The following is a 21,055-nucleotide window of genomic DNA, read 5'->3' as shown; positions in this document are numbered from 1 at the left end:
GCTCCTGCATGCAGAGGCGGAACGCTGTGTTATTCTCGGGACGCACCCAGATTTACCAGCGGGATCGAAAGTATGAGTGACGATCGGCAGGGCCGTTCTAGCGATAGTGGCAAGATTCTCTATTGCTCCTTTTGTGGCAAAAGTCAGCACGAAGTACGCAAGCTGATCGCGGGTCCCTCCGTGTTCATCTGCGACGAGTGCGTGGAGCTTTGCAACGACATCATCCGCGAGGAGCTGGAGGAGAAGGCCGCATCCGGCCGCACCCAGCTGCCCAAGCCGCGTGAAATTCGAGAATCGCTCGATCAGTACGTGGTCGGCCAGACGCGCGCCAAGAAAGCGCTCGCCGTTGCCGTCTACAACCACTACAAGCGTATCGAATCGCGTCAGAAAAGCGACGACATCGAGCTTGGCAAGTCCAACATCCTGCTGATCGGTCCGACCGGCTCGGGCAAGACGCTGCTGGCGGAAACGCTGGCTCGGCTGCTCAATGTGCCGTTCACGATCGCCGACGCCACCACGCTGACCGAAGCGGGCTATGTCGGTGAGGATGTCGAGAACATCATCCAGAAGCTTCTTCAGAAGTGCGACTACGACGTCGAAAAGGCGCAGTCGGGCATCGTCTATATCGACGAAATCGACAAGATTTCGCGCAAGAGCGAAAACCCGTCGATCACCCGCGATGTGTCCGGCGAAGGCGTGCAACAGGCGCTGTTGAAGCTGATCGAGGGCACGCTGGCTTCGGTGCCGCCGCAGGGTGGCCGCAAGCATCCGCAGCAGGAATTTCTGCAGGTCGACACGAAGAACATCCTGTTTATCTGCGGCGGCGCGTTCGCCGGGCTGGAAAAAGTCATCCAGCAGCGTTCCGAGAACACCGGCATCGGCTTCTCGGCCGAAGTGCGCAGCAAGGAGCGCACCGAAAACCTCGGCAAGACGTTGTCCGATGTGGAGCCCGCGGATCTCGTTCGCTTTGGCCTGATTCCCGAATTCGTCGGTCGTCTGCCCGTGGTGGCCACGCTCGACGAACTGGATGAGCCGGCGCTGGTCAAGATTCTCACCGAGCCCAAGAACGCCGTCACCAAGCAGTTCAAGAAGCTGTTCGAGATGGAAGAAGTGGAGTTGGAATTTCGTCCGGAGGCGCTGCAGGCGATTGCCCGCAAAGCGTTGAAGCGTAAGACCGGTGCGCGCGGTCTGCGCACCATTCTCGAGCAGGTTCTGTTGGATACGATGTACGAACTGCCGTCGCTGGAGCACGTCAGCAAGGTCGTTGTGGATGACGCGGTGATCAATGGTCAGGCCGAACCCTACTTGATCTATCGCGGCAACCTGCAGCAGCGTGTGGCAGGAGAGGGCGGCGACGCTGCCTGATTCGATCGCAACATGCTGCGTAAGTCGGCATCAACAGCGGCTCCGGTGAATTCCGGAGCCGTTTTTGCTTTACGCAACGGTGATACCTTGAGTGGGCGCTGGTTGGCCTCCACATGAGTAACAGATGCACCCGACGCCGTGTCGGGGCTAACTTATATTCGATTTCCGAGGGAACCCTCTTCGATGGCCAAGAACATCTCACCTCCCGTGCTGATTGACGCGCTGCCGGTATTGCCATTGCGAGATGTGGTGGTTTACCCGCACATGGTCATTCCGCTGTTTGTCGGACGCGACAAATCGATGCGCGCGCTCGAGCGGGCGATGGAGGGCGAGCGGCAGATTTTGCTGGTCGCTCAGAAATCCCCGGATATCGACGATCCGGAGATTTCCGACCTGCATCAGATCGGCACGCTCGCCGGCGTATTGCAGCTGTTGAAACTTCCCGACGGTACGGTCAAGGTGCTGGTCGAGGGCCAGTCGCGCGTGGCAGTCGAGGATTTTCGCGAAGAGGGCGGCATGCTGACCGCGCGTTCGCGCGTGATCGAGCCGGTCTACAACGCCAAGGAGCGCGAGCTCGACGTGGTGTCTCGTACCCTGATTTCGCTGTTCGAGCAGTTGGTCAAACAAAGCCGCAAGCTGCCGCCTGAAGTGTTGGCCAGCCTTTCCGGTATCGATGATCCGTCGCGCGTTGCCGACTCTATCGCAGCGCATCTTTCGGTGCGTATGGCCGACAAGCAGAAGGTGCTTGAAACCACCGACGTGGGCGAGCGCCTGGAGCTGCTGATCGGGCTGGTCGACGGCGAGATGGATTTGCAGCAGGTCGAAAAGCGCATCCGCGGCCGGGTCAAGTCGCAGATGGAAAAGAGCCAGCGCGAGTACTACCTCAACGAGCAGATGAAGGCGATCCAGAAGGAGCTCGGCGACAGCGAAGACGGTACCAACGAAGTCGAAGATCTGCAGAAAAAGATCGAAGCCGCCGGCATGCCGAAGGCGGTGCTGACGAAGGCCCGGCAGGAGTTCAACAAGCTCAAGCAGATGTCGCCGATGTCGGCGGAAGCTACAGTCGTGCGCAACTATCTGGACTGGCTGGTCGGCGTGCCGTGGAAAAAGCGCAGCAAGGTTCGCAAGGATCTGCAGATGGCACAGGAAGTGCTCGACGCCGATCACTTCGGTCTGGAAAAGGTCAAGGATCGCATCCTCGAATACCTCGCCGTGCAGCAGCGGGTCAGCGTGATGAAAGGCCCGATTCTCTGTCTGGTCGGCCCGCCCGGCGTGGGCAAGACCTCGCTGGGACAGTCGATCGCCAAGGCGACCAATCGCAAATTTGTGCGCATGAGCCTGGGTGGCGTGCGTGACGAAGCGGAAATTCGCGGTCATCGCCGTACCTATATCGGTTCGATGCCGGGGCGTATCGTGCAGAACCTCAACAAGGTAGGCGCAAAAAATCCGCTGTTCGTGCTGGACGAGATCGACAAGATGTCGATGGACTTCCGCGGCGATCCCTCATCGGCGCTGCTCGAAGTGCTGGATCCGGAGCAGAACCACGCGTTCAACGATCATTACCTGGAGGTCGATCTCGATCTTTCCGAAGTGATGTGGATCGCGACGGCCAACTCGCTGAACATTCCCGGTCCGTTGCTGGACCGCATGGAAGTCATCCGCATTCCTGGCTACACCGAGGATGAAAAGATCGGCATCGCGCAGAAATATCTGTTGCCCAAGCAGCTCAAGGCCAACGGGTTGAAGCTTGAAGAACTGAGCGTCAACGAGGAAGCGGTGCGCGACATCGTGCGTTATTACACGCGCGAATCGGGCGTGCGCAATCTTGAGCGCGAGATCTCCAAGATATGCCGCAAGGTTGTCAAGGAACTGACTCTTGGCGAAGTGAATAAGGCTAAGGCCGGCGTCGCTGCATCGACGAAGTCGACCAAGGCCAAAGCCAAGGCCAACGTCGGCAAGGTGAAGGTGACCTCCGACAATCTCGAGCATTATCTTGGCGTGCGCCGCTTCGACTTCGGGCGCAAGGAACTGCAGAACGAAGTGGGTCTGGTTACCGGTCTCGCATGGACTCAGGTCGGTGGCGAGTTGCTGAGCATCGAGGCATCGGTCGTTCCCGGCAAGGGTCGGCTGGTGCATACCGGCCAGCTGGGCGATGTCATGAAAGAGTCGATTCAGGCGGCGCTTTCGGTGGTGCGCGCGCGCGCCGATCAGCTCGGCATCGACCCGGATTTCCATCAGAAACTGGATATCCATATCCATGTTCCGGAAGGCGCCACGCCGAAGGACGGTCCGAGTGCGGGCATCGCGATGTGCACCGCGCTGGTGTCGGTATTGACCAAGGTGCCGGTGCGTTCTGAAGTGGCGATGACGGGTGAGATCACCCTGCGTGGTCGCGTGCTCCCGATCGGTGGCCTCAAGGAAAAGCTGCTGGCGGCGCATCGCGGCGGTATCACCACGGTGATCATTCCTGAAGACAACAAGAAGGATCTGGCGGACATGCCGGCGAACATCACCTCGTCGCTGGAGATTCATCCGGTGCGTTGGATTGACGAGGTGCTGGACATCGCGCTGGAGCGTCCGCTGCAGCCGAATCAGGCCAAGGAAGAGACGCCTACGGCCGCGGTCGGCGAGCCGCCGGAAGTGCACTCGCGCACGCACTGATCGGCGGCGTGTCGCACGTCATGGATAGGGTTGTGGCGATTTGAAGAAATGCTTCGCTGCGGCGGAGCATTTTTTTTGTGGATGACGATCATTGCAACACGATGTTCCGTCGTGACGGTTCCGCTTTTGTTTCGCAACCGATTTTGTCAAGTGTGTACAGGCCAAAAACGTTGGTGCAGCTTGTGTTGCGGAGTCTGGCAACGCACTGGTATAAAGACGTTATCGCAATCCAGGCGCTACGTGTGAGCGCAGTCATGCGGGTTGCGTAACGGCGCTTAGCAAGAGTAAGAGCAAAGATTTAACCATCCGTGTCGGCGCCTTTTCCTCCATTTCCGATAAACGCCGGCCGTAAACCGAATCAAGGGAGTTTCTCAATGAATAAAACTGATCTGATCAATGCCATCGCCGAATCCGCCGAACTGACCAAGGCCGACGCCGGCCGCGCCCTGGAGGCTTTCTTCGCCACCGTGCAGAAGTCGCTGAAAGCGGGCGAAGACGTTTCGGTGGTCGGTTTCGGCACTTTCACCGTGCGCAAGCGCGCAGCACGTACCGGCCGCAACCCGCGCACGAACGAAGCGATCAAGATCAAGGCTTCGAAAGTACCCGCTTTCAAGGCTGGCAAGACTCTCAAGGATGCCTTAAACTAAGCGGCTGCTTGGTTTCGGGTGCTTAGCTCAGCGGTAGAGCGTCGCCCTTACAAGGCGGTGGTCGTAGGTTCGATCCCTACAGCACCCACCAGAAAAATGTGGAGCGGTAGTTCAGTTGGTTAGAATGCTGGCCTGTCACGCCGGAGGTCGCGGGTTCGAGTCCCGTCCGCTCCGCCACAGTTCGCAAGGGCGCCCCTGTGGCGCCTTTGTTATTTCGGCAGTGCGCGTTTGTTGGGGTGCAGTAAACAGGTAGCGGCCGCTCGCGGCTATGTCTGTGCTACTGGTGGGTACCCGTTTGACGCGCCATCAATCACGTTGCGGGAAGATTTCAATGCTGCAGGCAATACGTAACAAGATGCATGGATGGCCATCGGTCATTCTTCTGGGTATTTGCGTTTTGGCGATGTCGCTGTTCGGTATGGAAAGCTATTTCACCTCGCACAACGATACGTTCGTGGCCAAGGTCGGCAAGCACGAAATCACCCAGAATGATTTCCAGACGCGCGTGAACCAGCGGCGCCAGCAACTCAGCGAGCAGGAGGGCGACCAGTTCGACTCCACCGCGTTCGAAAAGCCCGAGGTCAAACAGCAGATTCTCGATGCGATGGTCGATCAGCAGCTCCTGCTGCAGGCCAACGACGACTGGGGTATGCGCGTATCTGATCAGGCGGTTCGCGATTACATCGCGACGATCCCGGCGTTTCAGCTCAACAACCAGTTCGATCCGACCACGTACCGTACCTATCTCGAAAGTCAGCGGCAGACGCCCGACAGCTTCGAAAACGAAATTCGCGCATCGTTGGCGACTCAGCTGATTCCCGACGCGGTCAACGACAGCACCATCATCACCGATGCCACCACGGATCGTTTTCTCAGTCTGATTAGCCAGCGCCGCGATCTGCGTTACTTCGTGCTGCCGCGGCCGAAGCTTGCCGATGCTCAAGTCACTGACGCCCAGATCGACGCCTACTACAAGGCGCATCAGGCCGATTACATGAATCCCGAGCAGGTTTCGGTGAAGTATCTCGAAGTCAACGGCGCCGATCTGAAGCCCGATGCGGCGCCCAGCGACGACGAACTCAAAAAGCGCTACGAGGACGAAAAGCAGCGCTTCGTGCAGCCCGAGCAGCGTCTGGTGTCGCACATCCTGATCAACGTGCCGACCAACGCCACGCCGGATCAGCAGAAGGCTGCACTGGTCAAGGCCGAGAAAATTGCGGCGCAGGCCACGCCCGGCAATTTCGCCAGCCTGGCGAAGCAGGATTCCGAGGATCTGGGTTCGAAATTGCAGGGCGGCGATCTGGGCTGGCTGCAGAAGGGCGTGACCAATGCGCCGTTCGAAGCGGCGATGTTCGCTTTGCAGAAGAATCAGATTTCCAAGCCGGTGCTTTCGCCCGACGGCTACCACATCATCTTTTTGCGCGACCTGCGCAGCGGCGAGTCCAAGCCGTTCAACGAAGTGCGCGATCAGCTGGTCAAGGAGCTTTCCACCGGCGGCAAGGATCGCAAGTACAACGAGGTGGCCGGTAAGCTTTCCGACAATACCTATCAGAACCCGTCGTCGCTTGAGCCGGCTGCCGCGGCGCTCGGCCTGCCGATCAAGACTACGGCCCTGTTTTCGCGCAAGGGCGGCAGCGATGCGCTGTCGTCCAACCCCAAGTTTGTCGCGGCCGCTTTTGGCGACGACGTGCTGGTCCAGGGCAATAACTCGGCGCTGATCGACCTGGGCAACGACCATTCGGTCGTGCTGCATATCGACAAGCACGTGCCGGCCGCGCTGCGTCCGCTGGCCGAGGTCAAGGCCGACGTGCAGAAAAAGATTCTCGACGAGCGCACGCTGGCCGCTGAAAAGAAGCAGGCGCAGGACATGGTCGCTGCCTTGAACAACGGTGAAGCCATGCAGTCGGTTGCCGCGTCGGTCAACGCACCGCTGAAGACAGTGGCCGAGGCCGTTCGCAGTCAGGCGCCTCAGGCTTCTGCAACGACCACGCCCACGCCGGCGCCGCTGCTCAAGCAGGCGTTTTTGATGCCGCACCCGGCAGCCGGCAAGTCGCAGTTCGCCGCGGTGGACATGGGCGACGGCACGTTCGCACTGCTGGCGGTGGACAAGGTACAGGACGGCGATCTGTCCAAGGTTCCGACCGAAGAGCGCGATGCCTTGCGCCAGCAGATGGCCCAGGCCTACGGTGCCGAAGCGACCAGCGAATTGATCGATCAGCTGAGAGCGAAAACCAAGATCCAGATCAACAAGGCGCAAATGTAGCCAAAGCCACGCGGAAAACCTCAGCGTAGAGCGGCCAACCGCATGCGGAACTCGTGGCGAGCATCGAACGAATCGTTTGCGGGTGTCACGTCGATACCACACCACGCAACGCATGACATATCGATGCCGCCAGTTCCTCTTGCTCCCGTATACCGAACTGCACGGAGCGATCAAAATTCTGCGCCCATGTGATACGCCGAAGCGAGTAATCGACCAGTCGTATGGAGGTACGTATCCGCTCCGCGTCCACCCTCATGCTGCCCTCGATAAGCCGGCGCGGCGTGCCGGGGCCTGCGGCGTCCGATGCCGCCTCCTGGCGCACGAAAACATCACCGAATGATGAGAACAGCTGGTTGATCAGCTCTTCGTATAGTCCGTTTGCGAACGCTCTGCCTTCCGTGCGGTCCGCCAGATATCTGATCGGCTGAACCAGAAGGCGGTCGTCCTGCGCCACCGACTGCTCCGGCCGCACGATACGGCGGAACACCGGCGTCAGACGTCCCAACGGGATACTGATCTCGACATCGCCCGATATCGCGTGTTCGGTGTAGTAGCCGGCCAGGCGGTGACGGAGTCGGCCCACCTGCACCCTGATGGCTGGATCCTCTGAGATGAAATCTTCCGGCCGCCGATCGAATACCTCGATGCCGATGGTGTACTCGCTGACATTGCCCGAACAACCTTCCAGCGCCTGATCCACGAGGTATCGGAAAAGGCGACGCATGCGATGTGCCTTCAGGAAGGTTTCACTGGCCAGCACCGACTCGTAAGCGACTCGTATCTCTCCCTTGGCTACATCCTCACTGACTTCGTTGTCATTCTTCACCACATTCCCCCCTCCTTGAAATCCCACTCCGTCCTAGATGGCGCGCGCCCGGCCCAGTGGCGTGCTGTGGGGGCGTACGGGTCAGATGGAAGGATGTCCGATACGCGTCGACCTGCCCCTTGGACCTCCGCCCTCTCGTCCGGGCGCGAATGCCGGCGTCAAGAAAACGGCATCAGCCGAATTGCCGACGGCTAGGAGTGTATGGCGCATGGATGGAGTCGACTGGGTCTGCGTCTCCGACGATAACTCCAGAGCCGCTGCAGTCAGGCATTGTTACCGCAACACGGCATCCGCGGTTACGGTAACGATACTTGTATCCGGTACCTGCGCTCATAAGATCACTCCATCGAAACGGGCGAACGACAACACGTCGCCCTTTAATCCATGGGGGACACATGGCTGGCCAACTTCCGGATGACATAGTCCAGGCAATCGCGATATCCAACGCGAAATCGATCGGCGAGCAACCAGCCATCCTGGCGAACCTGGCACTCGCCCAGCAGATCTTCAACCAGAACATGCAGCAGCAGATCAGTCTGAGCCAGCAGCAGGCGATGAACCAAGTGCAGATGGCCGCCACGGCCAAATGCGTGGCGATAATCGACAACGCCGGCTGTAAGAACCAGTCCTCCATCGACCAGATGGGCAAGGACATAGAGAAGATTGTCAAGGACATGGAGCGGCTCATCAAGAACAAGGAGCAGGGGCGCCAGTCCCAGGACGACACATGAGGAGTGTTCGTGGATCGCGCCACCCGCATAGCGAATTCATGCGCATTCATCGCAAGTGAATGCGGTGGATGCCTCCGTCAGGAGGCTCTCATCAGGCAAGTCGGATACATCAACCATCACCTTCTAACAGGAGAATTCGTATGGCAACCCTTCCCGAAGACGTCGTGAGCGCAGTTGCAATCGGCAATCTGAAGTCCATCTCCGAACAGCCCGCGATGCTGTCCAACCTGGCCTACTCCAATACCGTGGCCAGCACCAACCTGTCGCAGCAGAACGCCGTGGCCAACCAGCAGGCCATGAATGAGCTCGGTATCTCCATCGTGGCCAAGGCCTCCAACACGATCAGCAACCTCGGCCCCCTGGAAGCCCGTTCGGCCGTCGACATCCTGACCAACAACGAGCTGGCACAGACCATCGCCGACTTGAAGGCAACGCTGCAGGCGTTCCCCAAGTAAGTCGATAGCACTGCCGTTAATCAGGAGGACGGATCATGTTACATGAACAGATAGTCAGTGCGGTGGCGACGGGCAACCTCAAGGCGATCTCGGAGCAGCCGGCCTTGTTGTCCAACCTGGCCTACTCGAACGTGGTATCCACCACCAACCTGGGCCAGCAGAACGCTGTGGCCAACCAGCAGGCCGGTAACCAGATCAGCACACCGATCGTGGCGAAAGCGGTCAACACGGTGTCCGATCTCGGCCCGATGGACAGTCGTTCCGCGGTGGATGTGCTCACCAACAACGAGCTTGCCCAGACGATCGCCGATCTCAAGGCCTCTGTCGAAGCCTTCGCCGCTCCGCATAAGGGCGCAAAGCACCTGCGGCTTCGTGATCTCGATCTGGCGATCAACGATCAGGGACAGCTGGTGGTTGTCGTGCCCGATGGCCGGGCACTTGAGGTCTTCATCCCAGGGAAGTTCACCAAGGATGATGTGGAAGTGGCCGTCGATACTGGTCGCGGCATCGTCCTCAGGGTGAAGCGTTCGCGGTGATCGCCTTGCGGCAATGACGCCGGGATGGCCGTGCGGCCATCCCGGCTTTCCAGAGGGTCGTAAACATGGAAACGATAGACGTAAGCATATCCATCGAAGAGGCCGACGGCGGCGCCGGCCCCAAGGGGGCGGTTTCCGTGGCCGGCGCGACCATTGCCGAACTTCCTGGCGCCCTGAGCGACCTGGCCTTTTCCAACCAGGTCGGCAGCACTGGCATGGCGGCGCGGTCGCAGGTCGCCAACCAGGATGCTATGTACCGGTTGAGGCAGATGATTCTCGCCGACGCGGTAAACGCCGTACAGACAACGTCACCCACGACGGCACGATCCGCCGTCACCGTGTTCACGTCCAATGAACTGGCACGCGAGATCGCCGGGCTCAAGGCATCCATCGAGGCGTTCGCATCGCCATGACGAACGAAACGTCCATGGAGGATTACAACCGGATGCTCATCGAGCAGATCACCTCGCGCGCGCAACAGGGCTTCAAGGCAAACCTCGTCGTGCCGCACTACGCGGTGGTGCACACCGGCGAGGACAGGATTCTCACCATCGTGCCCGCCAGTTCGCTATCGGAAGACCAGCCCCCGGCCTTCGGTCCCCGCCCATTCGCGGATTGCATCCAGTACGTCAACCGGCAGCTCGTCGTCGATCCCGGAAAGCCGAGGCATCCACTCCTGGAGTCGAATGACGACACCACCCATTCTGCGAGGACAAGGCGATGAACGAGAAGGAATCGATCTCGCAACTCAGCGAGGCCGTGGAACGAATCGCCGAGTCGATGACCAAGGTTGCGACGAACATCGCATTGCTCGGCGTCGAAGGCGACGCAGATGAGCAGATGCGCATCATCACGGAAGAGAACAACAAGGTGCTCGATCGCATCCGCAAGCTCTACAACCTTCCACCCGCACCGGGCCGCTGAGCCATGGCGGCGACCGGAAGCATCGTCACGGCACCGCTCGCCGCCGCCGACGCGCTCAACGCGACGGCGATACCGAGCGCAGAAGCCGGTTACACCTTCATGATGCAAATTCTGGGCAACGAGGCCACGCCGCTCATCTTCGCCTCGCTGGCCTTGAGCGGCACGGCTATCGTAGAAGGCCTTTTCGCCTATGAAGCCGTGACGGCGCTGGCACGAAAGGACTGAACCCATGACCAGGCAGCGCTACGAACCTCGGCCACTTCCCGAACAGGTGATCGTCGTTGCGTTTCCCGACGCCTGGAGCCAGTCCTCGTGGCCGTCCGGTGCGCCACAACCCGATGGCGATTTCTTCGTGGTGCAGGCGAATAGCCAGGAAGTTGTGCTGCCCCGGCATGTCATCGACTGGCTGACGCTTCACGCGCCCACTCCGCTGGGAACGGACATAAGTCGCGTCGATTACCTTGCGCAAACCAATGTCCAGGGCAAGCGAAGCCTCGTCGCTCCCGTGATCGTCAAGGGAAAATCCTATGAGGTGACCTTCATCCAGCAACCCGGCGATCTAGTGCAGGACGAACTCGCCCGGACGCTGAATTGCCCGTTGAACCTCGATTGCCAAATCGCCGTCGGCTTCGTCGCGAACCTTATCCAGAAGATTCCCGTTCCTCCCATAAAGTACATCGTGCTGCTGATCGCCATGCTCGCCATCCTCGTACTGGCGGGCATCGTCATGGCGCTGCGCCAGGCGTTCGCCGGCGTGCCCGAACCGCGGCCGCTGTCCACGGATATCCATGGCGTCCCGATCGTCATTGTCCCCGGCATACCGGTGCCTTTCGCCTTGCCCACGAAGGCGATCGCCGCGGAAGACCAGACCATCGGGCTGCAAGCAGCGCGGGCCATCTACTGGCTGGCAAAGCTGGCGCTTTGAAAGCCGGTCGACGATCGGGTTCCGGTGCGCCCCGGACCCGGGTCATAGCTTGAACCAGGGCGTACCCATACTCAGCCACTGCAGGAGTACAGCATCATGCCGACACCTCGATATCGCTCCATACTGCCGCTCAGCCTCATGGCGCCCACGTTCTATCCCGCGGACCATGGCATCGTACAGCCCAAAGGCCAGGCGCCGCTGATCCAGCTTCAGGATCCGGACCTCCAGGCTCGCGCCCAGCGCCTAGTCAACGTCCTGTACTGGACTGCAAACACCTACAAAGATCACGATGGCATGGCCGACAGCGACACGCTGAAGGTGTTCATCGTTCCGGAGTTCTATTTCCGCAAGGCTTCCGCGGAAGAAGTGCGCCGTGGCGGCTTCGTGCCGGGAACCAGTTTCGGCTCGTATCCGGAGGAATCTCGCTACGCCCTCGCCGAAGCGCTCTACGACGCTATCCATCAGTCCGCCCTGTTCAATGACTGGACGATCGTCGCTGGCACCATCTGCTCGGCCCTGACTCCTCGCCCCGATGGGCGGCTGAACCTGCTCAACACGGCCATTATGCTGCGTGGCAGGCGGCCGGTGATGGATGACAGTGTTCCCTATGTCCTGATGGAAAAGCACTACATTTCCAATATCGACGGCCCCGACCCACACTCGCATGCCAACCTGGACCCCACCACCACCTACAGTTTCCGTCTCAATCCCGACCAGCATCTCGACAACCTGATCTACTGGGACGGCATGAGCCTCGGCCTCGAGGTGTGCCTTGATCACTGCATGCAGGTGGTGAAGAACGCGGTCAGCGTCATCCGGCAATCGCTGGGCCCGGACTCGATCAATCTCGACCTACAGCTGGTGACCTCCTGCGGCATGTCCATCGTCGACCAGGCCGTGGCCGTACGCGATGGTGCGCTGGTGATGTTGACCGACGGCATGTCTTACGCGGGTAACCATTTTCCCGAGCCGATCTTCCAGGTAGGTCGTTACAACGCCCGCACCGGACGCGTCGACGTCAACGATCCCGACAATTTCCTTTTCACCGAATTGCCTGGCGAGTCCAGCTACCAGATCTTGCAGTACGCGCAGGGCAGATATGTCGAACTGGGCCGCCGGCAGGGCGTATGGGTGAGCAACGATCGCCTGCCGATGTTCATCGTCTGACGAATGCCGAAGCGGTGGGGGCACTCTCTGCCATCGCTTCGCATTTCCGGCAGGTCCACCATGGAATCCTGTGAGCCTGCACTTATGGCGCTGACAGCATTGCCTCGAACAGGCTCTTAGGCGAGGTCGACATAGGCATCGATGATGCACCATCGCGCCAGTCTTGCCGGCCGTGCCTGGAACGCGGTCGAGCGCCCCTGGATGCCTTGGTGGGCCTGGGTATCGGGCCAGGGACTGCCTGTAGATCAGCTCGTCTTTTCCACTTGCTCGATCACCGACAGCTTAAAAGTCAGCGTGTAGCCCCGTTATGTGCGTTTGATCCTTGAATTCATGAGATCGCCTTTTTTTCAGGAAAAAGGCGTCAACTCAATTCAGGACGGATCAGCCGCGTCGGCAAGTTCATTCGTCGCCGCTCACCTTAAGCACCTGTCCAGGCTTCAGCGCAGGGCCACGCAGATGATTCCACTGCTGCAGTTTCTTGGTGCTGACAGAATATCGGTGCGCGATCTGCCACAGGCTTTCGCCGCTTTTTACTGTATGGGTTTTTCCGCTCGGTGCCGGTTTTCTCGTGGCTGCTTTTGAAGGGTTTGTTTCAGCCGTTGCGTCGGCGTCCTGCTGGACGTCATCCGCAGACGGCACGGCATTGGTATCAGTCGCGCTCGGCGTCTGCAGTAGCGAGTCACGAAACTGCTGTGCATGATTGGCAGGCAACAGCACATACGACACGGCGCCGGCATCCATCGTGTTGCCGCGAAACGCCGCGTTGAGATCTTTCATCTTGCTCACCGGTATGCCGGCCTGATCCGCAGCTTTGGCCATTGGCATGGATTGCGAGATGCCCACCTGCACCAGATGCTGTTCGTCGGAAATGGTCGGCAAGCTGACGCCGAAGCGCTCTGGTTCGCGCACTACGCAGGCCATCGCCAGCAGTCGCGTCAGGTGCTCTTTCGTGCCGCTTTTGACCGGCAGATGCGGGATTACCGGTTCCGCCGGTGGCGTACCGAATTTGTCGACCAGCTTGGCGACGTTGAATTCGCCGGTGTTGTACGCGTAATCGACGACGCGCCAGTCGTCGAATTTATCGTGGTAGTGGCTGAGCAATTTCATGACCGCGTTGGCGGAAGCATCCACGTCAAGCCGTGCGTCGAAGCGGCCGTCCACCCGCAGCCCCATCTTGTTGGCTGTCATCGGCATGATCTGCCACATGCCGGCGGGTCGGTTGCGGCGTCCCGGCAGCGATTGAAAACCGCTTTCGATCCACGGCAGCAGCGCGAATTCGCCGGCAACGCCGTAGCGGGTGGCCACCTCGTGCACATAGATCAACTGCGGCATCGCCTGGCGCAGCTGATCCTCGAAGTGGTCGGGGTTTTTGGTATAGCGCTGCGCCCACGCCAGGACGGCAGGGTCCGCATCGCAATCGCTCATCGCAAAACTGCTGCGCATCTGCGGCCAGAAGTCGGGCACCGCGGGTACGTTTACCGAGGGTGGAGTGACCGCCGGCGGAGTGACGTGATTGATAACGACGACGGGCTTCTTGATAACCGCTCGACGAGGACTTTGCGAGGGCGTGCCGACGCAGGCGGCCAGGAGTATCGACAGGGCCGGCAGCAGCGACCGCCATCGCCGGGCGTTCAACGGAAAGCGTCCTTGGCGCTGCGCAGCGCCGCGAAACGGGCGATGCGATCGTCGCCAGTGGCGCCTTGCTGACTGCACCATTGCGCGATCGCGTCGCTGTCCACGCGAAGAAACGGATTGGTCGCGCGTTCGACGGCTATCGTTACGGGTAGCGTCGGCTTTTCCTGCGCGCGCAGTATGGCTACTTCTTTCATGCGCTCGTGCAGATGGGGATTGTGCGGCTCGATGGTGCAGGCAAACCGCCCATTGGCTTGGGTGTACTCGTGGCCGCCGCAGACTTCGGTGGTATCGGGCAGTGCGCACAGCCGATCCAGCGAGCTAAGCATCTGCTGCGGCGTACCTTCAAAGAGTCGGCCGCAGCCCATGCTGAAAAGAGTATCGCCGCAGAACAGCAGGCCGTCGCCGACGTAGGCCACGTGGCTGAGGGTATGCCCAGGAACCGCGATCACCTCGAACTCGACGCACGGCGAGGCCAGCGCGATGCGTTCGCCGTCGTGCACATGCACCGTGGCTTCGCCGATGCGATCGTCGGTCGGCGCATACACGGGCACGTCGTGATGACGGCGCAGTTCGGCCACGCCGCCGATATGATCGGGGTGGTGGTGCGTCAGCAGGATCGCCCGCAGAGTGAGATGTCGCGTCGTCAAAGCGTGCTGCACCACCGCGGCGTCGCCCGGATCGACCACGATCGCCATACCTTCGTCGTCATGGAGGAGCCAGATGTAGTTATCGGCGAGCGCCGGCAAGGGTATGAGGTGCACGAGGATCTCCGAACTCTCTGGATCGACAATCTGAGAATGGGCTGCCGAAAAGCTGCAGCGGTCACCGGCCTTTTCTCAACTTATGGCGCAACTCGCGCACGGCCGGCGGTATGTCTGGTGTTCGATCATCCCCTTGCGCAAATAAGTCGGGCAGGCGTAAGCCGAGCGACTATAAACAGCTCCGCCCGGCGGGTCGTTATCAAGGCGTTAACCGCCGGATGAATGGTTCAGCTCGCCGGCCGAGTTCCTACGGCGATCGATGGGCGAGCGGCACCGCCTTGCCGTGAGCCGTTACACTCGCACGGTAGTTCCAACCGGAAAGACCGCATGTCCCGACGCGACGAAAATATCTACGCCAGTGCGCCGGTACGCCGTTTGCAGGATGAGCAGACGCGGGCGATGACTCCCGCCTTGCAGCGCTGCGTAGGCGATTACGCGCTGCTGATCGGAACCTCGCCCGACGAGGCTGCGCCACCGGCACTGCCCATGCTTGGATGCTGGATCCGCATGCAGCTGCAGGGTGGCCGCTATCGCGGCGATCTGCTGGCGGCGGGCGACGAGTCGCTGCCGTTTGTCGATGACGCCTTTGAACTGGTGCTGTTGCAGCATGCTCTGGAAGCCAGTACCGTGCCCGGCCCCTTGCTGGACGAAGCGGTTCGCGTGCTGGCGCCGGGTGGAGTGCTCGCAATCACCGGCGTGCATCCGATGAGCGCGTGGGCGCCCTGGGTCCGCTGGCGTTCGCGCGGCGCGGGCCTCAAGTTCAGCATGCCGCTGCGCCTGATGACCGATCTGCAGCGCGAGGGTTTCGACATCGAGCAAGCCCAGCGGGTGGGCGGCGTACTGCCGGGCAATGCAACCGCGCACGCAAGCAGCGCCAAACTGCTTGGCGGTGGCTTCGTGCTTATCGCGCGCAAGCGCCGGCGCGCGGTGACGCCGCTGCGGATTCAAACCAACCCGGTCGCGGTGCCGGCAACCGGCCGGCTGTCGCCGAGTACGCGGCGCAGCGCCAGCCTTTAGTTTTGACCAGAAAGACGAGTACCGATGAGCGAAGTGGAAGCATTCACCGATGGCGCCTGCCTCGGCAACCCGGGGCCCGGCGGCTGGGCCGCGCTGCTGCGCGCCAAGGGCGGCGAGCGTGTGGTCGCCGGCGGCGATCCGGATACCACCAACAACCGCATGGAGCTGATGGCGGCGATCGGCGCGCTGGAGGCGCTTACGCGCCCTTGCAAGGTCAAGCTGACCACCGACTCGCGCTACGTGATGCAGGGCATCGAACAGTGGGTGCCGAAATGGCGCGCCAACGGCTGGCGCACCGCCGACAAAAAGCCGGTGAAAAATCAGGATCTCTGGCAGCGGCTGTCCGAGGCGGTGAGCACGCATCAGGTTCGCTGGGAGTGGGTGAAAGGACATAACGGCCATGCCGAGAACGAGCGCGTCGATCAGGCGGCGCGCGAGCAGGCCGAACGGATGAAATCTGCTCCGTCGACGTCGGCGCAAACGCCGACTGCCCAAACCCGGAGCCCGGCATGAGGCAGATCGTCCTTGATACCGAAACCACCGGCCTCGAGGTGCGTCAGGGCCATCGCCTGGTCGAGATCGCCTGCGTCGAACTGGTCGAGCGCCGCCTCACCGGCCGCTACTACCAGACCTATCTCAACCCGGGCCGCCCCATGGACGAAGGCGCTCGGCAGGTCACCGGCATCGAGGACGAGTTTCTGCTCGACAAGCCGCTGTTCGCCGACGTGGTGCAGGAGTTTCTGACCTTTGTCGATGGCGCCGAGCTGATCATCCACAACGCCAGCTTCGACGTGGGCTTTCTGGACGCCGAACTCGCTGCGCTGGAGCAGGGCCTGGGTTGCATCACCGACCGCTGCAGCGTGCTGGATACGTTGAAGATGGCGCGCGATCGCTACCCCGGCCAGCGCAACAGCCTGGATGCGCTGTGCAAACGACTGGGCGTGGACAACTCGCGTCGCGATCTGCACGGTGGCCTCATCGATGCGCAGCTGCTGGCCGATGTCTATCTGGCCATGACATCGGGGCAGGTCGCCTTCGACCTCGGCTTTGAAAGCGCTGGCGAAGAGAACCACGCGGTTACCCTGGCGCCGATCACGCTGCGCGCGCGCCCGCGAATTCTCCGTGCCGATGCCGACGAGCTGGCGCTGCACGAACAGCGGCTGGATGCGCTGGATAAAAGCGCCGGCGGTAAAAGTCTTTGGCGCCAGCTCAACTGAGCGAATCCGGTCGTCAGGTGTAGCGCACCATGACGACCGTGATGTTGTCATCGCCGCCGCCGTCAAGCGCACCGAGCAAGAGCTGATCGACGCATTCCTGCGAGGCCAGATCCGTGCGCGTAACAGTGTGGGCAATCGCAGCGTCGCTGATGCTCTCGGTCAGGCCGTCGGTGCACAGCACGAACGCCATGCCGGCTTCCAGCCGACCGCGCGCCATGCCGATATGCAGCTGCTCCGTCGCCGTGACGCCCAACGCCTGTGTCAGCACGTTGCGCTGCGGATGTTTCGACGCTTGCGCGGCGTCCAACTGGCCGGACTCCACCAACGCCTGCACCAGCGAGTGATCGTGGCTGATCTGCTGCAGCCCGGCCTTCCAGCGATAGATGCGGCTGTCGCCGACCCAGGCTACCTCGTAACCGTCGGCAACCACGCGCAGCGCCGCGATGGTGGTGCCCATCGGCAGCATTTCGCGGCCTCCGCGCGCATGCGCCAGCAACCGCTCGCCCGCACCCTGCACGGCCTCCACCAAGCTGTGGCCGCGCGTGACCAGATCCACCACGGTGTCGCGCACCATCGCCGAGGCCACCTCGCCGTGCTGGTGACCGCCCATGCCGTCGGCGACCAGAAACAGGCCCAGCGATGCGTCGGCGTAATAGGTGTCTTCGTTGCGCAGGCGGCGCAGGCCAACGTGCGTTCCGTGTCCGAATTCGATCATGACTTGTCTGGTGCGGCGAGTGGGTGGAGCATGCCGGATGTCATGGTTGTTGTCACGAAAGCCCTCTGCGCGTATCATCTCCGGCTCGCATGAACCACCATGCAAAGCCTTTGGAGAGGTGGCAGAGTGGTCGAATGTACCTGACTCGAAATCAGGCGTGCGTGTAAGCGCACCGAGGGTTCGAATCCCTCCCTCTCCGCCAGAAAAGCAAAGCGCCCCGTAAGGGGCGTTTTGCTTTTCTGGCGGACGACGACAGGGTGAGAACCTCAGGGGTTCGCCGAATGCGTCCGGAACGCATTCGAACAGCCGCAGGCTTGCCCCTTAGCGCGGCGCGCGAAACTTCCATTTTTGATACGTAACCGATTCAACCGCCTTGGAGGCAGGCACTTGCAGGCCTTCCTTATTACCTAAGTCTGTGCGCGACCCCGTCGACGCAGCGCCTGTGGCGACTGGCCGTAGATGCGAAGACACACGCGGCGCATACGCTCCATCGCGCCGAATCCTACTTTGATCGCGATCTGGTCGAGCGGTTCTCGTGTGCCCTCGATGCGCGGAAGCGCCGCTTCGCAGCGCAGGCGTTCGATGGCATGTGCCGGCGTTTCGCCGGTTTCCGCGACGAACTGGCGCGCAAACTGGCGCGCGCTGATGTTGGCCACGTCGGCCAGTTGCTCGACGGAGAGGCGTTCGTCCAGGTGCGTGCGGGCGTAGGCGAGGGCGTCACGGATACGCCCGGGCCGCGGCTCGAGCTCAAGCATGGTGGAGAACTGCGACTGGCCGCCACTGCGTCGGTGATACACGACAAGATCTCGGGCGATCGCTTTGGACGTCTCGATGCCGCAGTCCTCTTCAATCATCGCCAGGGCGAGGTCGATGCCGGCGGTGATGCCGGCCGACGTCCAGAGATCGTCCTCACGAACGAAGATGCGATCCGCCTCGACCTTGATCGACGGATGGCGCTGTTGCAGTTTGGCGGCGTAGCGCCAGTGCGTGGTCGCGCGGCGACCGTCGAGCAATCCTGCTGCGGCCAGCAAAAACGCGCCGGTGCAGACGCTCGCCGAGCGCCTTGCGCGCGGGGCGAGCGCGCGCACGAGAGCGGCGGTCTCCGTTTGCTCGTCAAGGATATCCACGGTGGGCGCCCCGACCACCATCAGCGTATCCAAGTGGTTCGGCGACGGCGGCGGCACGCTGTCGATCGCTACGCCGGAGGACCCGCGCACCAGTCCGCCGGAGGTTGAAACGATGCGGATGTCGTAGCGCGCCTGATGGAAGTCCACGGCAAGGTTGAACGCGCAAAGCGGTCCCCCAAGGTCGAGTAATTCGAAGCCGGGAAACACCACGAACCAGAGGGTTCTCGATACACCGAGACGCTGCATGGCGCTTTCCTTGATTGGCAGAATAAGAGGGAAATATGTCATTTCCGCCAGCTGCTGCCAAGCCTAGACTTTCTCCTGTCGATTCAACCGCCGCCGACGGCCAACCACTCACGGAGAAAGATGATGACGACCGTATCAAACGTAATTCTGGTTCATGGCGCCTGGGGCGATGGTTCGAACTGGGCCAAGGTGATTCCGCTGCTTGCCGAAAAAGGGATGGCCGTCACGGCCGTGCAGCTGCCGCTCACGGGCTTCGAGGCGGATGTCGCGGCGGTGCGCCGCGCGATAACGCTGGCCGAGGGCGATGCGGTACTGGTCGGCCACAGCTATGCCGGCGCGGTGATCGGTGAGGCCGGCAACGATCCCAAGGTCGTGCGCCTGGTCTATGTGGACGCGTTCGCGCCGGACGCCGGTGAGTCGGCGGGCACGCTGTTCGCCCAGTTCCAGTCGGCCCCGCTGAATGCCGAGATTCGGCCCGACGCCGAAGGCTTTCTCAAGCTCACCCGCACGGGCATCTTCGAGCTGTTCGCGCAGGATCTGAGCGACGACGAAAAAACCGTGGCGTTTGCTACTCAGGGTCCGATCAACGGTGCCGCGCTGGGTGGTGTGTTGAGACAGGCCGCGTGGCGCAGCCGGCCGACGTACTACCTCATCGGCGACCAGGATCATGCGATCCCGCGGGTCGAGCAAGAGCGCATGGCGGCCCGGATGAACGCAACGGTAGTGCATGTGGACAGCAGCCATGTGCCGATGCTTTCCCAGCCGAAGGCGGTGGCGGCCATCATTCTCGACGCCGCCGCCTGACCAAAGCTCGCCATCTTTCCCGCTAGGACCACAGTCATGATGATCGTATCCAATGGCATCGAGCTGCACGTTGAGCAGCGCGGCGCCGGCTCTCCCGCCGTCGTTTTTCTGCACTACTGGGGCGGCTCCTCGCGCACGTGGCAGCACGTCGTTGACCCGCTGGCGCCGGATCTGCGCACCATCGCGATCGATCAGCGCGGCTGGGGAAGGTCGGCGGCGCCAGCGAGCGGCTACGCTTTGGCGGACATGGCCAACGATGCGCTGGCCGTGGTCGAAGCGCTCGACCTGGAGCGTTACATCCTGGTCGGGCATTCGATGGGCGGCAAGGTGGCGCAGCTAATCGCGTCGCGTCGCCCGCGCGGATTGGTTGGCCTTGCGCTGGTGGCGCCAGCGCCGCCGACGCCGCTCAATCTTCCACTTGAGATTCGCGAAGGGATGGTGCGGGCCTACGATTCACGCGAGAGCATCATCGCCACGCTCGATCAGGTGCTCGCGCCGGACGGACTCGACGCGGAGGACCGGGAAACCGTCATTGCCGACAGTCTTGCAGGTGCTGCTGCAGCGAAAGAGGCGTGGCCATTGGCCAGCAGTCAGGAAGACATCGCCACAGCGGTGGCGGCGATCGATGTGCCGGTCATCGTCATCTCGGGCGAACACGATCGGGTAGATCCACCGGAAGGACTGCGGCGTGAGCTTCTCCCGCGCATACCGCAGGCGGAGCTTTACGTCTTGCCTAAGGTCGGCCACCTCTCACCGCTGGAAGCGCCCGACCTCGTCGCCGATCTGATCAGAACGTTCGCGTTATCTATCGTGCAGGAAGGATTCCCCTCAAGGTCCCAGCATGCACAGACCGCCTTATTGAGGTGTCCAGAATGTTGGGCGGCCCGCCCGGCGACCGGCAGAAACTGACTTCGCTCGGGAACGTTGTGAGAAGTGACGGCCCTAGCACCACATGGCTGGAGTCACTCACACGGTGGCCCAACGCATCCGCTCCATGAAGATTGACCCCACAGTTTTGCATTTAACCCCATGC

Annotated in this window: 23 protein-coding genes and 3 tRNA genes; 21 read left to right on the top strand and 5 right to left on the bottom strand. The window is 61.4% G+C overall.

Annotated elements, in window-relative coordinates:
* The first annotated feature begins 72 nt into the window (after window positions 1–72).
* From clpX to HDE78_RS02350, 6 genes are all read left to right on the top strand, one after another.
* On the top strand, window positions 73–1,365 hold the full coding sequence (gene clpX / locus HDE78_RS02375) for an ATP-dependent Clp protease ATP-binding subunit ClpX (protein WP_179476899.1): 1,293 nt from the start codon (window positions 73–75) through the stop codon (window positions 1,363–1,365).
* A 183-nt stretch (window positions 1,366–1,548) separates the two neighbouring features.
* Window positions 1,549–4,026, top strand: coding sequence for an endopeptidase La (gene lon / locus HDE78_RS02370; RefSeq protein ID WP_179476898.1), 2,478 nt, complete (start codon window positions 1,549–1,551; stop codon window positions 4,024–4,026).
* Between the two features lie 374 nt (window positions 4,027–4,400).
* Window positions 4,401–4,673 (top strand): HU family DNA-binding protein, encoded by a 273-nt coding sequence (locus tag HDE78_RS02365; RefSeq protein ID WP_179476897.1) that lies wholly within the window; start codon window positions 4,401–4,403, stop codon window positions 4,671–4,673.
* Window positions 4,674–4,689: 16 nt separating this feature from the next.
* Window positions 4,690–4,764, top strand: a tRNA-Val gene (locus HDE78_RS02360).
* A gap of 9 nt (window positions 4,765–4,773) precedes the next feature.
* Window positions 4,774–4,850, top strand: a tRNA-Asp gene (locus HDE78_RS02355).
* A gap of 154 nt (window positions 4,851–5,004) precedes the next feature.
* On the top strand, window positions 5,005–6,936 hold the full coding sequence (locus tag HDE78_RS02350; protein ID WP_179476896.1) for a SurA N-terminal domain-containing protein: 1,932 nt from the start codon (window positions 5,005–5,007) through the stop codon (window positions 6,934–6,936).
* Window positions 6,937–7,021: 85 nt separating this feature from the next.
* Here HDE78_RS02350 and HDE78_RS02345 read toward each other — a convergent pair whose 3' ends face one another.
* A complete protein-coding gene (locus HDE78_RS02345; protein WP_345776016.1) occupies window positions 7,022–7,636 on the bottom strand; it encodes a hypothetical protein in 615 nt (204 codons plus the stop codon).
* Between the two features lie 521 nt (window positions 7,637–8,157).
* Here HDE78_RS02345 and HDE78_RS02340 point away from each other — a divergent pair.
* The 9 genes from HDE78_RS02340 to HDE78_RS02300 all read left to right on the top strand — a co-directional run bounded on the left by HDE78_RS02340 (window position 8,158) and on the right by HDE78_RS02300 (window position 12,500).
* A complete protein-coding gene (locus HDE78_RS02340) occupies window positions 8,158–8,493 on the top strand; it encodes an FAD-binding monooxygenase (protein WP_179476895.1) in 336 nt (111 codons plus the stop codon).
* A gap of 140 nt (window positions 8,494–8,633) precedes the next feature.
* Window positions 8,634–8,948 carry a RebB family R body protein gene (locus HDE78_RS02335; RefSeq protein WP_166946612.1) on the top strand — a complete coding sequence of 105 codons (315 nt, stop codon included), beginning with the start codon at window positions 8,634–8,636 and terminating at the stop codon, window positions 8,946–8,948.
* A 62-nt stretch (window positions 8,949–9,010) separates the two neighbouring features.
* Window positions 9,011–9,484, top strand: a complete 474-nt coding sequence (locus tag HDE78_RS02330; RefSeq protein WP_345776015.1) for a hypothetical protein — start codon at window positions 9,011–9,013, stop codon at window positions 9,482–9,484.
* 65 nt (window positions 9,485–9,549) lie between these two features.
* Window positions 9,550–9,897, top strand: a complete 348-nt coding sequence (locus HDE78_RS02325) for a hypothetical protein (protein WP_179476893.1) — start codon at window positions 9,550–9,552, stop codon at window positions 9,895–9,897.
* A 14-nt stretch (window positions 9,898–9,911) separates the two neighbouring features.
* Window positions 9,912–10,208 carry a hypothetical protein gene (locus HDE78_RS02320; protein ID WP_179476892.1) on the top strand — a complete coding sequence of 99 codons (297 nt, stop codon included), beginning with the start codon at window positions 9,912–9,914 and terminating at the stop codon, window positions 10,206–10,208.
* Complete coding sequence (locus tag HDE78_RS02315) at window positions 10,205–10,408, top strand: Ras family protein (RefSeq protein ID WP_179476891.1); 204 nt, start codon at window positions 10,205–10,207, stop codon at window positions 10,406–10,408. The genes HDE78_RS02320 and HDE78_RS02315 overlap by 4 nt, the downstream gene beginning before the upstream one ends.
* Before the next feature lie 3 nt (window positions 10,409–10,411).
* The gene (locus HDE78_RS02310) at window positions 10,412–10,633 is read left to right on the top strand and encodes a hypothetical protein (RefSeq protein WP_179476890.1); all 222 of its coding nucleotides are present in this window, start codon (window positions 10,412–10,414) and stop codon (window positions 10,631–10,633) included.
* A gap of 4 nt (window positions 10,634–10,637) precedes the next feature.
* The gene (locus HDE78_RS02305) at window positions 10,638–11,333 is read left to right on the top strand and encodes a hypothetical protein (protein ID WP_255457558.1); all 696 of its coding nucleotides are present in this window, start codon (window positions 10,638–10,640) and stop codon (window positions 11,331–11,333) included.
* Between the two features lie 138 nt (window positions 11,334–11,471).
* On the top strand, window positions 11,472–12,500 hold the full coding sequence (locus tag HDE78_RS02300) for a hypothetical protein (RefSeq protein WP_218861928.1): 1,029 nt from the start codon (window positions 11,472–11,474) through the stop codon (window positions 12,498–12,500).
* A gap of 399 nt (window positions 12,501–12,899) precedes the next feature.
* Here HDE78_RS02300 and HDE78_RS02295 read toward each other — a convergent pair whose 3' ends face one another.
* Both HDE78_RS02295 and gloB read right to left on the bottom strand, forming a co-directional pair.
* Window positions 12,900–14,135 (bottom strand): LysM peptidoglycan-binding domain-containing protein, encoded by a 1,236-nt coding sequence (locus tag HDE78_RS02295; protein ID WP_255457557.1) that lies wholly within the window; start codon window positions 14,133–14,135, stop codon window positions 12,900–12,902.
* Window positions 14,132–14,896 (bottom strand): hydroxyacylglutathione hydrolase, encoded by a 765-nt coding sequence (gene gloB / locus HDE78_RS02290; protein WP_179476888.1) that lies wholly within the window; start codon window positions 14,894–14,896, stop codon window positions 14,132–14,134. The genes HDE78_RS02295 and gloB overlap by 4 nt, the downstream gene beginning before the upstream one ends.
* A gap of 327 nt (window positions 14,897–15,223) precedes the next feature.
* On the opposite strand from gloB, the gene HDE78_RS02285 reads away from it, so the two are divergent.
* Genes HDE78_RS02285 through dnaQ form a run of 3 tightly spaced genes read left to right on the top strand, consistent with a single transcriptional unit; the run spans window position 15,224 to window position 17,130 of the window.
* Entirely contained in the window at window positions 15,224–15,913 is a 690-nt protein-coding gene (locus HDE78_RS02285; protein ID WP_179476887.1) for a methyltransferase domain-containing protein, read from the top strand.
* A 24-nt stretch (window positions 15,914–15,937) separates the two neighbouring features.
* Complete coding sequence (gene rnhA, locus HDE78_RS02280; RefSeq protein ID WP_179476886.1) at window positions 15,938–16,426, top strand: ribonuclease HI; 489 nt, start codon at window positions 15,938–15,940, stop codon at window positions 16,424–16,426.
* Entirely contained in the window at window positions 16,423–17,130 is a 708-nt protein-coding gene (gene dnaQ, locus HDE78_RS02275) for a DNA polymerase III subunit epsilon (protein ID WP_179476885.1), read from the top strand. The genes rnhA and dnaQ overlap by 4 nt, the downstream gene beginning before the upstream one ends.
* 13 nt (window positions 17,131–17,143) lie before the next feature.
* Here the strand turns inward: dnaQ and HDE78_RS02270 are convergent, their stop codons facing one another.
* On the bottom strand, window positions 17,144–17,845 hold the full coding sequence (locus HDE78_RS02270; RefSeq protein ID WP_179476884.1) for a protein phosphatase 2C domain-containing protein: 702 nt from the start codon (window positions 17,843–17,845) through the stop codon (window positions 17,144–17,146).
* A 112-nt stretch (window positions 17,846–17,957) separates the two neighbouring features.
* Between HDE78_RS02270 and HDE78_RS02265 the strand changes: the two genes are divergently transcribed.
* Window positions 17,958–18,047: transfer RNA gene (locus tag HDE78_RS02265), tRNA-Ser, on the top strand.
* A gap of 205 nt (window positions 18,048–18,252) precedes the next feature.
* On the opposite strand, the gene HDE78_RS02260 is transcribed toward HDE78_RS02265, so the two are convergent.
* A complete protein-coding gene (locus tag HDE78_RS02260; protein WP_179476883.1) occupies window positions 18,253–19,218 on the bottom strand; it encodes a DJ-1/PfpI family protein in 966 nt (321 codons plus the stop codon).
* Between the two features lie 123 nt (window positions 19,219–19,341).
* Between HDE78_RS02260 and HDE78_RS02255 the strand changes: the two genes are divergently transcribed.
* Together HDE78_RS02255 and HDE78_RS02250 are read left to right on the top strand one after the other, a co-directional pair.
* Window positions 19,342–20,022, top strand: coding sequence for an alpha/beta hydrolase (locus HDE78_RS02255; protein WP_179476882.1), 681 nt, complete (start codon window positions 19,342–19,344; stop codon window positions 20,020–20,022).
* Window positions 20,023–20,058: 36 nt separating this feature from the next.
* A complete protein-coding gene (locus HDE78_RS02250; RefSeq protein WP_179476881.1) occupies window positions 20,059–20,931 on the top strand; it encodes an alpha/beta hydrolase in 873 nt (290 codons plus the stop codon).
* The last annotated feature ends 124 nt before the right edge of the window (window positions 20,932–21,055 follow it).

This window comes from Rhodanobacter sp. K2T2, from assembly GCF_013408815.1.
Taxonomy (GTDB): domain Bacteria; phylum Pseudomonadota; class Gammaproteobacteria; order Xanthomonadales; family Rhodanobacteraceae; genus Rhodanobacter.
The sequence above is the reverse complement of the archived record's forward strand: the minus strand, read 5'-3'. Positions and strand labels throughout refer to the sequence as shown.